Source organism: Cellvibrio chitinivorans, from assembly GCF_035117775.1.
Taxonomy (GTDB): domain Bacteria; phylum Pseudomonadota; class Gammaproteobacteria; order Pseudomonadales; family Cellvibrionaceae; genus Cellvibrio; species Cellvibrio chitinivorans.
The window spans coordinates 548,089-564,307 of record NZ_JAYKKN010000001.1; the positions used below are offsets into that span (position 1 = coordinate 548,089).

7 protein-coding genes are annotated in these 16,219 nt (G+C 48.3%); all 7 read right to left on the minus strand.

The genetic code is table 11. The features are described from left to right. Positions 1-25: 25 nt before the first annotated feature. Positions 26-2,764 (minus strand): pectate lyase family protein, encoded by a 2,739-nt coding sequence (locus tag SPL68_RS02380; protein WP_323813464.1) that lies wholly within the window; start codon positions 2,762-2,764, stop codon positions 26-28. A gap of 137 nt (positions 2,765-2,901) precedes the next feature. Beyond that, the gene (locus tag SPL68_RS02385) at positions 2,902-4,728 is read right to left on the minus strand and encodes a pectate lyase family protein (protein WP_323813465.1); all 1,827 of its coding nucleotides are present in this window, start codon (positions 4,726-4,728) and stop codon (positions 2,902-2,904) included. A gap of 94 nt (positions 4,729-4,822) precedes the next feature. Next, positions 4,823-8,050 (minus strand): pectinesterase family protein, encoded by a 3,228-nt coding sequence (locus SPL68_RS02390; protein ID WP_323813466.1) that lies wholly within the window; start codon positions 8,048-8,050, stop codon positions 4,823-4,825. An 89-nt stretch (positions 8,051-8,139) separates the two neighbouring features. After that, entirely contained in the window at positions 8,140-10,506 is a 2,367-nt protein-coding gene (locus SPL68_RS02395; RefSeq protein ID WP_323813467.1) for a fibronectin type III domain-containing protein, read from the minus strand. Between the two features lie 52 nt (positions 10,507-10,558). Then, positions 10,559-13,522, minus strand: a complete 2,964-nt coding sequence (locus SPL68_RS02400) for a TonB-dependent receptor (protein WP_323813468.1) — start codon at positions 13,520-13,522, stop codon at positions 10,559-10,561. 526 nt (positions 13,523-14,048) lie between these two features. Beyond that, the gene (locus tag SPL68_RS02405) at positions 14,049-15,371 is read right to left on the minus strand and encodes an ATP-binding protein (protein WP_323813469.1); all 1,323 of its coding nucleotides are present in this window, start codon (positions 15,369-15,371) and stop codon (positions 14,049-14,051) included. 91 nt (positions 15,372-15,462) lie between these two features. After that, positions 15,463-16,161, minus strand: coding sequence for a response regulator (locus tag SPL68_RS02410; protein WP_323813470.1), 699 nt, complete (start codon positions 16,159-16,161; stop codon positions 15,463-15,465). Between the last annotated feature and the right edge of the window lie 58 nt (positions 16,162-16,219).

Below are 16,219 nucleotides of genomic sequence, written 5' to 3' on the forward strand. Positions count from 1 at the left end.
ATTCCGGGCGCTCTCTTAAGTTCGATTAATTAGAAAGATATTCAAGCTTCAAGTTGTCGATAACAATCGTCGCTGAACTTTCTGCACGAAACGCAATAAAGGATGTTGTTGTTCCCACACTTGGAGTAATTTCTACCAACTGTCCGGCAGTTAAGCTGTTCGCTGCCGCATCAAATACCCGCGAGTCGCTACCGTGCATGGAGTTGCCAGCAGAGGTGCCATTGTTATCAATATATACCTGCACTTTTCCAGCACCGGATGCAGTTACCACCGTAAAACTAATGCGATAAGGACGACTTAAATCAAAATCACCGTTGGCACTGGTATCCGTTGCGGTAGTTGATGTTCGCGGTGGACGATTGCCAATACTGAATCTACCTCCGGCAATAGTCAGTTCATTCTTTTTAGTATTGTTATCGTCAACAGCGAAGCTAATTCCACTGCCACCACCGGTAATAAAAAAGAGTGATGCTGTTGCATCGGTTGAGATGGCTTGATATTGCGCACTAAACAATGTGTCTTTATCAACATCAAACATTTCGCTAAACCCTGCACTCGTACCCGGAGTAGTAACAGAGGATGAGGATGCTGCACTGCTCACTGCCGATGAAGCTGCACTCGAGGTTTCACTGCTGGAAGATGATGAGTTGCCACTGCCAGTAGAAATAATTCCAACACCCGCATTTGCCATTACCACGGCAGGCACATTGGCTGATGGATCCAGCTCGACTGTGTAAGGCACTGTCACAGCTTCTGTACAGCTGGATTGCAGCTGCCCATCAACAATAGCGGGAACAACCAAGGCACCATTACCTACCGAACGGCTGTAATAAATATAGGGCGTCACTGTGTTGTCGTTGTTGGTAGTCCAGCAACCAGCAGTGGGCGAATCGTCAGATGCAATTAGCGGGTTATTGGTATTGTGGAAATAATTACTCTCCACCAATACTTTGGCATTCGCACGCGAGTTGATGCCATGAATCATGTAGCTGATGTCATCGTTATCCCAATAATTGTTATAGCTGTGCACCAATGCCTGACGTACCAGCGGCGTGCGCTGCTGAATATTGTGATACCAATTGTGGTGGAAAGTGATGTTGTTATTAGCATCATCGCTATCATTAAAACCGACCAAGCCTGCGCGGCTGGAATCGTTAAACAAAGTGTAAGACACGGTGACGTTAGTTACGCCAGATTTCATATCAATCAATGAATCATAACCATCTTTCTCGCCGCCCGAAGCTTCTAACCAGTTGTGATCCAACCACACGCGATCAACATTGGATTCCATACCAATAGCATCACCGCCATTAGAAATAGGCGAGCCACTTTTTTTCACGTTACGCACATGAACGTTTTGGATAATGATGTTGGAGGCATCGCGCACATGAATACCAATTTCATCAAATAACGCATTAGTCCCTACACCAATTATTGAGACATTGCTCATTTGTTTAATTTCAATCACATCGGCTTGGGTATTACAGCCCTGCGCACTGGTATTGGCGTGATTGATGGTGCCATCAACCATGATAATAATCGGAGTCGTTTTACTCGCGCGGGCAGTACAGAGTGCCGCATTCAATTGGGTGCCGGTAGAAACTGTAATTGTTTCTCCGCCCGCACCACCGGTCACATTTGCATAGGCCGCATAGCCTTCCATTTTTGCAGGGCGAATATCTGCGCTACCAAAATCAATGCTACTGGCAGCCGATGAACTTCCACCACCAGTTGCAACAGAGCTGCTGGAAGATGAAATATTGGTGCAGGTTTCAGTTTGATCAGAACTGCCATAACCAAATACACAGCCCATATCAGCAGGCAACCAACCGGAAATATCATCCGGGCTGTAGGCCGCTTCGTTAGTCCAAACTAACCAATCGATAGTGGATTTATAGGCAGCGCTGCCGCTGATTTCACCAACGCGAATAAAGTTATCGCCTGCTGCGCTGGTCGCACGCATAGTGACGCCAGTCAGTGATAAGTTGGGCATGAGCGCGCCATTGCGATAGACACTCACGGTTCCGGTGGTTGCATCGGTCAAGGTAATCGCAACTTGGTAAATCGCAAACTTGTCCATATCAACAATGCCAAAACTGTTTACCGTAACGTCGTTGTTGGCTCTTTCTAATTGCACACCTTTATTGCTGCCATCATTGCGCAAAATTATTTTAAGGCGGCTACCGGCTGCTGCCGTATCGGCCATTGCTACTTCCAATTCCAATACACGCAGATTGTCATTATTGCCACTTACACCGGCCACCAAGGTGAAATATTTTGGATAGACAGCATCGGCATTCACTACGTTTGCAAAACTGACGCCACTGGTATTGGCAGCATCAGCACTGGTATCTAACACCACCGTGCCATCAACTTGTGCAGTGAAAAAATCACCAGTACCTGTTTGGATAAATTCTGCCGCAGTGTTATCGACAAGTGTGATGGAACCATTGGTCGCGGGGTGATAGTTGCCCCTATACAGATTCCACATTCCCGATTCGGTTGAAGCACTACTAGAAGTAGTTTCACTGCTGTTAACCGATGATGTAATGCTGGAGCTTTCTTCTGATGCTGGTGCAGATGAAGACAATGGTGCTTGACTGCTTTCAGAGCTGTCACTGGATGCAACAGAAATCAGGCTAGAGGAATTAACGGTAGATGAAATCGCAGTTGAGGATACGTTGTTATTTGAGCCAGATGAACCGCCGCCACAGGCAGCCAAACTCAATGCCAAACTGGCGGTAATTAAAGGGATTGTTTTCATTGGTTACACTCTTGGATTATTTTAATAATTTAATAGCCAAACCAATGCCGATGTAACGTCTGGTGAACCTGCGCGTTTTATTTTTTTATCCTAAAAAACCGGAGTCGCCTCCGGTTTTTTAATCGAGTACAAACTATTTAGTTGTAGGTTTTATCAATTGAAGTTACGTGCATACCGCCTGCACCACCACCCTCACGCGAGAACAGAAACTGCACTTCGGTTTGCGCATGTCCCGCTGGCAGGCTGAAGGTCGTCGTTGTCGCTGTACCCAGGTTTGCATCAAATTTAGCGAGGACATTTCCATCACTGCCGACAAACACGATTGACCCGAGCGGATTACCGGCGGAGGTGGAATTGCGATGTACAACCGTAATAGTTACTGCCCTTCCTGCATCAACCGGAACACCTATGTAGGCACGCATTGCGTCCGCAGCAGCACCAACTGTTGCAACAGGATCGCCCGACGCAAAGCCGGTACCATTAAAGTTCCACTCCAGATTAGATCCACCGCGATGGCGCAAGCTGCCAGTCGCATTGTGAAAGAAATTCAATCCATTCACGCTATGGGCAGTCGAACTCTGAATGACTGCGTTGTTGGTGGTGGAGACATCAGGATTGGACAAAATACTGATATAGGTATTGGGATCAAAATTTGCCCAGTTTGTATTTACATCTGCACCACCCGCAGCACTACTAGAGCTCGACGATTCACTGCTGGATGACGATGAACTCGCTGCTGGTAAATTCAAACAGCTGTTAATTTTGTTGCGACCCGCGAAAGTCATTACGTGAGTTTTAACATCTGCTGTTGGCATAGCGTTATGGTCGTAAGGCGGTGTGAAGTCGGTGGTTACTGAATCACTGGTGCCTGCATAACAAGGTGGTGTTGTGCAATTTGCAACGGGGGTACTGCCCCAAGTAACGGTAGTGAAACTATTACCGGTGGCATTCCAGTAACCAATGCTCGGGCTATCAATCGACAAGATCGGATTTTTCACACTTTCGAAGACGTTATTGTCGATGCGCAACTTTGCGCCCATGCGCGAGTTGATCGCCGAACCAGTGACATTTTGATAATAGTTATTCCACAAGTGACCTTCACCAAAACGGAATAAAGGCAAGCGCGAGACTACATCTTTCCAGTAATTGTGGTGATAACTAATGGTACGGCCAACATCTTCTTCGGCAGCGGTATCCGATGAACCCCAGAGCGAAGTTTTTTGGCTATTGCGCAAAATATTGTAGGAAATAGTCACGTTATGAACTGCGCTGCGGCCACTCACTAATTCATCGTAGAAATCTTTATCAACGGTTAGGTCGTTATAAAACTCGTTGTGGTCAATCCAGATATTGCTGACCGCACCGTCTTGACCATCCAAATTAATATGATCCCCAGCACCTCTGCTTTGCGGTACTTCATGCATCAATAAATTGCGAATCAAAATATTGCTGGCACCGTGGCTGATACGAATACCAACACCGTCAAATTCGCCGCTATTTTCCAAACCAATAATTGATACATTGCTGCGACGAATGCGAATTTCCGCATTGTTGGAATTTTCCCAGGTAATCTTGCCATCGATATAAATAACCAAAGGCTTGTCTTTGTAAGTTGCGTTGGTTGCACTCAATGCGGCACTGAGTTGCGCACCTGTATTAACGGTGATGACATTATTGCCAAGGCCAGTATCAGTACCACCAGTCACACCGCTACCTTGTGCAGCATAACCTTGCACTGTATTGAAGTTTTCACAGCTGGCGAAATCCACACTGGATGCACTGCTACTGCTTGATACAACAGAACTGCTGGTCTCTACTACTGAAGATACGGATGATGCAGACGAGCTGGAAGGTGTCACTGATGCAGACGATTGATTTCCGCCTCCACCTCCACCGCCGCCTCCACCACATGCCGTCAGTGCGATTGCTGCTGCCAGACTGAGCATTACATTGGTCTTTTTCATTTACATCTACCTCTATTTACTGCTGTTATTTTTTGCATCCCGGCACCAATAGAAAACGACCGGCGAGCCGGTCGTTTTCGAATTACGTGAACATTTATTGGGTAATGCTTAAATCAAAAATACGAACACCCTTACCTACTTCACCGTCCCAGCCATAAGCTTCTACATCAACAGTACCAGTACAGGTTGGCGTTACATTGGCAGTTTGGAATAGCCCATTACCATCGAAATAAACTTCATTGCCATCAACAGTAATGCGCAGTTTACGAGTGGCATCACCAGTGCTGCTTGGCGCATGTTTTACCTGCATCGTAAATGGGCATTGCACTTGTTTAATGATCACCTTACCGGGGGTACTGGAACCATTGCTGAACTGCACCACACCGGCTGAACCATCTGCACCACTCGGTGGGTTTTGAGTGGTATTGATCTTTAACTTACCGATCATTTTCACCGCATAACCTGCTGTGTTAGTGGTAGTTGGGGCGTCAACTTCCGCTTCCAAAACCACTTCAGTGTTCTCGGATAAGCCGGTAGCACCCAAGCTGGTGAAATCCATCGCAAGTACAGTTGAACCGGCCGCTGCACTACTGGCTGAACTGCTCGCTTCACTTGAAGATCCACCTACCACTGCCGAGCTGGAAGATGAACTAGTCTCGCTAGAGCTTGCTTCACTGGAAGTCGCTGCGCTTGATGAACTGCTGCTTTCAGAAGCTGTGCTTGATGCAGAAGATGAAGTTACTACACCATCCACATTCACGCAGTCGCTGATGTCATCCGGCATTGGATCCCAGCCAGCGCCGCTGTTGTAGGCAGCAAACACTTGCGCACGGCTGCAATAGCCAGCAGCTTCAGCCAATGACATCTCGTAACCAAACTCACGACCAGCCAAGCTGATAGTGTTGCCGCTCAAATCCATGGTGTTGTATTCGCGCCAGCCAGTGGTAGCAGTGCCAGTTGCAGGGTTAGCCGCTGGTTGTGAGTTCACACCCAGACCTGCCCAACCGCCTGCAGCAATGTGGCTGCCCATTTTGGTGTTCACAAATACGATGTTGTCGAAGGTGGTGGTACCGCCCGGGCTGCGCGCCAAGTAGTGAGAGCCATCAACTGGTAATTCGCCAGTTGGGCCTTCGCCGCCGGTAAGGCTGGAGTTGAGGAATACGAAGCCTTTATCGCCTTCTGCTTCAACACGCGCTTGCAATACATAACCGCCATTGCTGTTGCCAGTTGAGCGGCCGATTGAGCGGATTTCACTCTTTTCAAACAGCGATGCCTTGCTGTAACCCCAGATGAAATCGACGTTACCGGCAACCAGCGTGTTGTAGAACCAGGTCCAGCCTTTCAGCAAGAGGGTATCCTGCTCACTGATAAAGTTGGCATTGGTTGCAACCAAACGGCCAGTGGTGCTGTTGAAGTAAATGGTTTCAGCCTGACCACCTGCACCAATCAACGTAGTGTTTTTCAGGGTCAAGTTATCCAGCGTCAGCATGTCTGCCCCTTCAACAAGGAACAGTGCACGGCCAGTTGAACCCGAGTTCAGCAACTCGTTGTTTGGATATTGGATCACTGTGCCGGTACGGCTTTCACCTTTCAGGGTGACGTTGTTTTTGTCGCGCAGGTACAACGGCTCTTCATAAACACCGTCTTTCACGTTGATGGTAATAGCATCCGCCGCTGCGACATGCTCCATCGCGTAGTTCAATGCGCCTTGCACTGAACGGAAGTCAGCAGTGGTGCCGTTGTCATCTACAGTGAGGCTGGTTAAACCGGCAGCTGGAACCGTTGCGCGGGTAGTAAAGTTCCAACCAGCGGCTTTGCCGATACCGGTAAAGGCTTGGCCGGCCAAGGTAGCGCCACTAAATGCAGATTCGCTGATCGCCACGTAGTAGTTGGTGTTGGGTTGCAGCTTGTTCGAGTGCAGCGAGATGCTGGCGGTGTTGCCGCTGATGCGCACCGGGCGGGTTTTGAGGCTGCGCAAAGTGCCGAAGCCGATTGCATCTGACTCATCAACCAACGCGATCTTGTCTACCAGAGAATCGTCATCGCTTTTGAAGATACGAATAGAACCGCTATTGCCCAGAGTTGGCGCGCTATCGAAGGTCAGTTTGAGTGTTGCATCTTCATAGGCGTTGGTTTCGGCAACGGCTGGTACAACAAGATCAGCAAGATTGTAGGTCGCGGTTGATTGCACAAATTGTGGCGCAATAGTGGCGGTAATCTTACGCACCAAGTCCGGGTTGGACACGCTGGTAAAGGTGATAGTGGCAGTACCTGCAGCCACCGGAGTTAGAGTCACATCGGTGCCGTTGATGGCGACGCTAATAACCGCGTTATCGCTTGATTCAACGGTAAATTGATCTGCCTCACCCAAGGCATTTTTCGCCGCAACACTAATGGTGCGCACAGCGTCACCCACTTCTGCGGCATAGCTGGCAGCGGCGGGAGAGATCAGCAGAGAAGCCGGTTTTTCGCTGGCGTTGCCCACTTTGACGTCATCGATCTCAAATGACTTGTTTGCCGTCCACAGGCCGATTTGGCCGGCAGCGGTAAAGTCGGTATCGGTATGAGTCGCGATGGTTTCACCATCCAGATACACCGTCAGGGTATCGCCCAATACTTCAAAGCGCAGGGTGTACCACTGGCCATCCAGCATGCCGGCAGTACCTTGGTCGATCGGCTTTTTGACTTGTTTGGGGCGGCTGATGGAGCCGTCTTTCATTTTGGCGATTTCGACGTTGGTGCTGGTATTGGCGTTCTGCACATTGAGCGCACCGGCGTACCAGTTGTTGCCATCCACATAGCGGGCAATCAGATAAATTTGTTTGTTGCTGGTGGTGCTGTTAGCGCGCGGGCGGATTTTCGCCTCGACGTAATAATCCGCTGAAGTCACACCAGCCAATTCGGTTGGATTAATTAACGCGATCACGCCGCCTTTGCTGGCAGCGGTATAGCGCAGTACATAGTTGCCATTGTCATCGGCAATATCAAAAGCACCATCGGGAACTAATGTGTTTTCGGTAGTGGGCAAGAGACTCCACTTGTCGCTGTTGTTTGCGCCAAAGTCATCGCAGAAATACAAACCGGTCGCCGGACAAGTCCAGGCCACACTGGCTGGCACACTGCTGGAAGATTCGCTTGAAGAGCTTTCGACAGACGAACTGGCTTCGCTGGACGAACTAGCAACTGACGATACAACAGTGCTTGATGCGGCCGAGCTTACCGAGCTGGATGAACTGGAATTAGAGCCTTTGTTATCAGAGCCCCCGCAAGCGGTAAGGGCTGTAGCGATGCAAAGACTGAGTACAAGTGGTGATGTTTTCATAGTCCTACCTTTTTTATTATTAATCGCATTAATGGTGATACAACGAAAAAAGCCCATCTTGCTACATGCAAAATGGGCTTTTTGGGGTGTTACTGGGTAATAGTTAAATCAAAGATACGTACGCCTTTACCTACTTCACCGTCCCAGCCATAGGCTTCTACATCAACAGTACCAGTACATGTTGGCGTTACATTGGCAGTTTGGAATAGCCCATTACCATCGAAATAAACTTCATTGCCATCAACAGTGATGCGCAGTTTACGAGTCGCATCACCAGTGCTGCTTGGCGCATGTTTTACTTGCATCGTAAATGGGCATTGCACTTGTTTAATGATCACCTTACCAGGGGTGCTGGAACCATTGCTGAACTGCACCACACCGGCTGAACCATCTGCACCGCTTGGTGGGTTTTGAGTGGTATTGATCTTTAACTTACCGATCATTTTCACCGCATAACCTGCTGTGTTAGTGGTAGTTGGAGCGTCAACTTCCGCTTCCAAAACCATTTCCGTGTTCTCGGATAAGCCGGTAGCACCCAAGCTGGTGAAATCCATCGCAAGTACAGTTGAGCCTGCAGCCGCACTCGAAGAGCTTGAAGCCTCAGATGAAGTAGTACCACCATCAACACTGCTGGATGAACTGCTTGTCGCTTCCGAACTTGCCACAGACGAAGCTGCTTCGCTGCTAGATGAAGCAACAACTGAGCTTGACGCTTCAGAGCTGCTTGATGGCGCTACAGAGCTTGGAGCAGAAGAGCTGGCTTCGCTGCTGGAGGAGCTTGAAGGCTCCAATGGGCTATCTGCATAGTTTTTCAGCAGCTTGAGCAAATCAGCGCCGCCACTACCCGCACCCTCGCGCGAATAGAAAAGACGCAGCTCGGTGGTGCTGTGACCTTCAGCAAGCGTTACAGGGAAGGCGACGTTAGCGGCATCCGGGTTTTCTGGAACGGACGCGATATAAGGCAGATCAATCACACTAACAACTTTGTTGTCCTGATCCACAATCACCGCTTTACCGGTTTGACCGCTACCTGTTTGCTTCACAGTAAAGGTAATGGTCGCTGCACGCGCTTCAACCACTGGCACACCAACATAAGCGCGCAGCTCTGGTACTACTTCACCAACAGCAGGAACACGGCTATCGCTGGAGCGGAAAGAGTTGCCGTTGTAGTTCCATGCGTTGCTGTCAAAACGATAACGCAGCGCAGTGCCGTTATTGAGGAAGATGTTCAAACCATCTGCCTCATAAGGCGCGTCACTCACGGTAACCGCTACTGTGCCCGAGGTCGCTCCACCAAAGAGTGCGCTGTATTCAAAGCTGTTAAAGCCCCACTCTTTGCTTTCATCAGTACCACTTGGTGCGACTGGAGTTGCAGATACAGGTTCGCTGTACTCCGAGCTACCAACAGCATTGGTCGCCTTCACCCACACAAAATATTCCTGACCATTAACCAAACCAGTCAGTTGGGCGTTGGTGCCAGTAACCGGGTTACCGCTAAAGACGGTTGCACTGGTGACATCATTTACGGTGTTGTAAACCACGTCATAGGTTGTATCTATACCAGTAGATGACCAGCTCACCACAATTTCAGCATCGCCCGCGATCAACGTCGCCACTGGAACACCGGGTGGAGTTTCCGGAGCAGGCGCGATGGACTCTTCTGCTACACAGGCTGGCAAAGTAAAGCCGTGCGGCTCACCGGCGTATTCCACTACCAAGTCATCAATTACCGCCCAACCACCGCTGGATACGCGGAATTGGAAGAAGGAGGTACTGGTACCGATTTGCTTGTCATTCACGGGGACAGATACTTCAACACGCTGACCAGCTACCAGAGTTGCGGCTTGTTTTTGGAAAATCCGCGATGCATTACCGGCGCCGTAAATGGAGTTATTGCCGCCAGTAGTGTTGTTGTCGACATAAATTTCTAAGTTGCCGCCACCGCTACTTTGCACAACGCAGAAAGACACTTTATAAGGCTTGCTCAAATCAAACTCACCCCAGGTTGGAATACTGGTATCAGCAGTAGTCGTGTTCACTTCCAACTTGGTCTGACCCAAGGTCAAGCGGCCGTTACCAATGCGTAACTTACGGTTGGCATCACCGGTAATCCATGAATCTGTAGTAGGCGATGGGTTGCCAAACTCATCTACAAATCCGCCAGTAGCAAAATAAAACGGCAAGCTCGCATCTGTATTCAGCGTTTTATAAGCCGTTGTAAAAAACTGGCGGGTATTAGTTGCTGCATCAAAGTTCTCATGAAACGGAATAGCTTGATTAACAATTCCTCCTCCGGTTGATGAGCTGCTGCTACTGCTGCTCGCCGATGAAGGCGGTACATAGCCTTCCGGGAACAGACTTTCGGGTTTATCAGACGCACTTTCAGGATCGCCGCCACCGCAGGCAACTAATCCAACACTCAAACTAAACAGGCTGAGTAAGGTTATTTTTTTCATCTTTTTATTCCTCTATAAATTCTTGTCGACATGCGTTGCTGTTCAAAGCGCGTTACATAAATTTGTAACTCACACCCAATAAGTAGGTGCTGCCGTAGTCTTCGGTGTTAAACAGCATCTTGCCGCCAGAATCTTCGTTACCGCTGAAGTAATAGGTATCCACTTCGCCCGTCAGGTTGGTGATATCCAGACTGAACTGCAGCGCTTTGTTGAATGCATAAGTGCCTTTGAAATCGAGCGTTGGGCTTGCGTCTTGATAAACATCAGCCCAAGTGCGGCAGTTTTCGGCGTAACCAAGTACTGCGTCTTCTGCGATGGCATCGGCATTACAAGCACCCACGCGCTTAAGAATTTCACTGCGATAGTTCCCAATCAAACGAGCGCTAAGAGCTTCGCCTTCCCAACCCACAGACAGGTTGATGGTTTGATCGGCCTGCTCAGGAAGTTTGATGGTGCCTACACGCAATGTGTCGCCAACATTTGCTTTACTGTCCATGAGGGTCATATTGGTTTGCACAAACCAACCAGACTCGAAGTATTTGGAGTAGGAAAGCTCCACACCGTAAACTTCAGCCGTTTCGCCGTTAGTGGCAAAGTTGACTCGATCGATAACCAAATCGCTCGGAACAGCAAACTGTGTTACCTGATCAAATGGCAGCGCCATTGGCAGGTCAGCCACACTCATCTCCGCACCGCGAACACCGACGATAAAATCATCGATTTCTTTATAGAAAGCTGCTACCTGCCAGCTGTCACCGTTTTCGCCATACCAGGAAATCGAGGTATCGAAGTTTACGGAGGTCATGGCCACCAGATTCGGATTACCTATTTCCAAGGTATTACCGCTCGCCATGGTGAAAGGTGTGCCACCAGCAGTAACTATCTGTTGCTGATCATTCATGATCCCGCCGTTAGCCGGTGGGTTGTCGTTACACACATTGGTATCCGGGTTGCACAGAACTACACGGCCAACCACTTCACCATAGGCGCGCGCCTGATCAAATGATGGACGGGTAAAACTGGTCCAAAGCGATGCACGTACCAACATGTCATCCGCCATGTCGTAGCGATAGTGGATGCTGGGGAACAAGTCGTCGTAGGAACTCTTGGTATCTTGCAACGGAATAGCGATATCGAGATTCGAGTTCTCTGCGTTATCTGTTTCAGTAAAACGATCGTTACGGATCGCCAGATAACCGTCCGAAGAGAAGTCGGTATTTTCGTAGCGTACACCAGTGATCAAGGTAGAGTTTTCCGAGGTTTGGAATTCCACCATTACATAGGCAGCTTGTGATTCTTCAGTTAACAGATAGTCTTCTTTACGACTTTCCTGGCCGGTCAGGTTCGGGTCAGTGTATTTCGCAATACGCGAGGTCGCATCCAACAAGCGCTCAGCTTCACTGCGCGTAATGAAATCGTATTGAATGTCTGGGTGGTTAGGCGTGTAAGTTTCAAAATCCGCCAATGAAGAGTTGCGCAAGTCGTCGCATACCGCATCGCCATCACAGGCATTTGGATAGTTACCTGGAACAATACTCCAGCGGTCTTTGTTGCGATCGCGCTCACGATCTTTCATCACAAAACCGGTTTTGATGTAATTCAGGAAGCCTTCATCAAAATCACGGCGAAGATTCATCGAGAATTGATCCAGCGTATCGGTGCGGAAGCTGTCTTCAATAAAGATGTTGTCGTAAGTCATACCACCCTGTTTGCGCTGGGTAGTATCCATCAAGAAATAACCGCCAGTGTTCACCAAATTACTGACCGTAGTACCCGCGAGGTTTGCCATATCAGCGGGGGAAATAATTTGTGCAGCAATATAGTCTTCACCTGCTTGGCCGAGCATTGGCAAATCCTGAATACGGAATTGCACACGGCGACCATCGGGCTTGGAGTACTCACCTTTGGACGATGAGTAGTTGTAATCCAACTTCCAACGCTCTTCGTCAAAAGTATTTTTACCGCCAATCTCAAATGCGTCGGTAACCGCTTCGCCCTTTTGGATAAAGAATTGTTGCTGCAATTCAGCATCAGTTACACCGAAAGTTCCGGTGGTTGTATCTATGTAAGGCACTTCTTGCTCAGCGGTAGACGCTGTATCAAAGCGATAGTATTCACGCAGCGCTATATCAAGGTCTTCCAAAGAAGTGCGGGTATAGCGAATGTAATAATCGCTCTCTTCATTCGGGCGCCAGCCTAAATCAACCGACACAGCGGTACGCTCTCTTTCAGCCTGCTCTTCTTTCGCTTCAAACTGCCAAGGGGTGAGCATCATCTCACCTTGAGGAACTCCACCATCTATATTTTTATAGTTCTGTTGGCGATAGGTAGGATCTTGCTCAGCGTGATGCACATTCAGATAACCATCTGTCCCACGCTTCTCGTAAGACATGGAATAACCCAAACCGATGGTATCGTCGGCAAACAAATTGGTGCCTTGCAATGAAATTTTTGGCGAGGTATCACCGTTGTATACCTGCTGGGAAAGTTGCCCGGTAACACGCAAGGTATCTTTTTTACGGTCAAACGCATTTACAGTTTTCACGTTTACCGTACCGCCAATGGAGTTCAAATCCATATCCGGTGTAAGTGATTTGAAAACTTCAATCGAACTCAACAAATCTGAAGGTACTGCGTCCAATGCAAAGGCGCGGGTATCAGAACTGGACGAAGCCAATTCATTACCATTCATGCTGACGTTTACAAACCCGGGGCCAAGACCACGCACAGAAACGAACTGACCTTCACCCTCACTTTTTTGCAAGGTGATACCAGGCAAACGCTGTAAGGATTCTGCAACGTTTTGGTCGGCAAATTTACCTGCGTCATCCTGAGAAATTACCGAACTGAAAATATTCTTGGAGCGCTCTTCTTCGCGTGCGTTTAATTCCGCGGCGCGCACACCGGTAACTTCTACTTCTTCAACAAGTTCCTGACTTGATGAAGTCGTTTGTGCATGAAGTTGACCACTTGCGATCAAAGCAATACACAGTGGCAGTAAACGTTTCTTATGCATGGGACTCCCCTTTGCTACTTAAATTTATTGTCATTCCGAACAGCTGCCTTGCAGCCAAGGTGGCAGACGTAAAACAACCAGAAGTAGAAACGGGCGAAAAAGAGGAATAACTGCAGGTGCTTGTGCAATGCACAAACACTGAAGCTAAAACGGCGGTGAAAAGGTGTTGAGATCTTCATGGCCGTATCGTTTTTCGATTGTGATTTTCCCGCGAAACTCTGGTTAGAGTGCGCACACCACCACCAAAATCAGTGGCAGATTTTGGTTTAGACCGAAACGATACAATTGCGGATTAAGTTGATTAGCAGGTTTTTTTGGCCTGCTTATGGGCGCCTGTCGGCACCTCTTTACTTATAATTTAATTTTTATATACGAACTGCACTGGGCAGATTGTGAAATCTTACACTCAAAATTGCGCGCTTTTCCACATTATGTGTCTGGGTATTGGCAAGTGTTACTTTTGGTAGCTGCACACCGTTACGCCCAAACAGCACATTGGGTGATGGCCACCCAGATAGCGCTATCATTATTTTAACTTCGGCCACCGCACCTGCGCCCGTGCGCCGCACAAGGTTATTGGTTCGACAAATTCTGCCTTGCCTCTGTGCCACTGCATGATGCGTTTGACTATGGCGAGCCCCAAGCCAAAGCCGCCGGTGGCTGAGCCGGAGGGTTGTGTACCTTCTGAATTTTCATAATAAAGACGCACAAAGGAATCGAATACCCGCTCACGTTTATCGGTTGGAATTCCCACACCGTCATCTTCCACTGCAATAACATATTCATACTCAGTTTGCGCCAACTCGACACGAATACAGGATCGCGCATAGTGGCTGGCGTTGTTGATGAGGTTCTGTAGCACAGTTTCCATCAACTTCCATTCACACACAAATTCAGCGTTGTCAGTGAGGTCGCAAATTTCCAATTGCAAATGTACGGCTTGCTGCGCTGCATTTTGCCGCGCAAAGCGCAATTGCAATTCATCGAGCAGGTCGCGCATATGGCCGCGTGTCTGTTGCAGCTGTTGGGTTTTTTGCTCAAAGCCCGCGTAATTTAACAGGGAGCTGATCAGCGCTTCCATTTCGCTAATATCCTGCTCGATGCTGTGTAATTGTTTTTGCTCTTTATCCGTTAATTTTTCAGTTTCGATCATCGCCAACGCAAATTTCATGCGCGCTAAGGGAGTGCGCAGTTCATGCGATACAGCGTTGGTCATTTCGCGGTGAGAGGCGATAAGTTCGCGCAGCCGCTGCGCCATATGATTAAACGCTTGCGCTAATGGATAAAGCGTCGAGGCAGATGAAATTTTTAAGGTTTCAGGCACACCATCTTTACCCAGATTGCGTGTTTGTAATTCGAGTTTTTTGCTATCGCGCGAGAGCGGCCAGACCCACAAATAAATCACTAAGGCGATGGCGAGATAAAACACAATCAAGAGTAGATTATAAAGCGGCGATTCCTGATCACTGGATTGCGCAATGCTCAGCATCAATACCTGATCCGTTTGTGCAAGACGTTTATACCAGAGGATATTTTCTTCACTGGTTGCCGCTATTATTTTTCCTGCGCGTAATTCCTGCATAGCAGCGGATTGTGCTAAATCGTCCAGTGAATATAAATCCAATTGAAGATGTAACTGCTCGCCAAGTTGTCGCACCCTTGCACTGGTAGCTTTTTCAGCTTGCGCTTGCTGTAGTAATTCCCGCTCCAAAAATTGCATTAGCGCTTGAACTTCGGCACTCGGTTTTTGCGCGGGAGCTATGCTCTCCCAAAATTGATTCATCCCCCAGCCGATCAATACCACCGAGGCGACAATAAAAAAATAGAGGCTGATAAACGCGCGATTCATAATATGGAATTAGTTTCCCTGTAGGTTGGGGTGAGCTTGCGAACCCCTACATGACCATATCGCAGCAAGCACTGCACTTTCATCAAACGAATTACCACGCATCGGCAATAAATAAATAGCCTTTGCCCCAAATGGTTTTGATGCGCGTGGGATTATCAGGATTGTCATTCACCTTTTTGCGCAATTGGGAAATGCGGACATCGATGGTGCGATCAAGCCCATCGTATTCACGGTTATAGATGTGATTGAATAAAAATTCGCGGCTGAGAATTTGCCCGGCCTGTGCCGCCAATGCGAGCAGCAAATCGTATTCGTGACTGGATAAAATAATTTCCACTCCCGCGAGCGATACTTTGCGGGCATTGGGCTGGATACACAAATCGCCAAATACTAACGCCTCTTGCTCGCGTGGATCGTTTTGATAATAACGGCGCATTAATGCGCGAATACGCGCGAGCAACACGCGCGGCTCTGCCGGTTTAATCACGTAGTCATCGGCACCGTATTCCAAACCCAACACCTGATCTACATCCGAGTCGCGCGCGGTAAGCATTAAGATCGGCCCTTTAAATTGCGGGCGCAATTCTTTGCACAGGGTTAAGCCATCTTTTCCCGGAAGCATTAAATCCAGAATGATCAAAGCCGGATTTATATTTTGCACCTGACGCAAAACGCGGTTGCCATTTTCTTCAATGACTACCTGATATTCGTTAGTCTCTAAAAAATCTTTTACCAGCTGTGCCAAACGGCGATCATCTTCAACTAATAAAATGACATTGTTTTGCGACATAAAATTGTCCTGCTGATAAATTTCGGGAGCTTTTATTTCATCTCAGTCTGTAATCAGT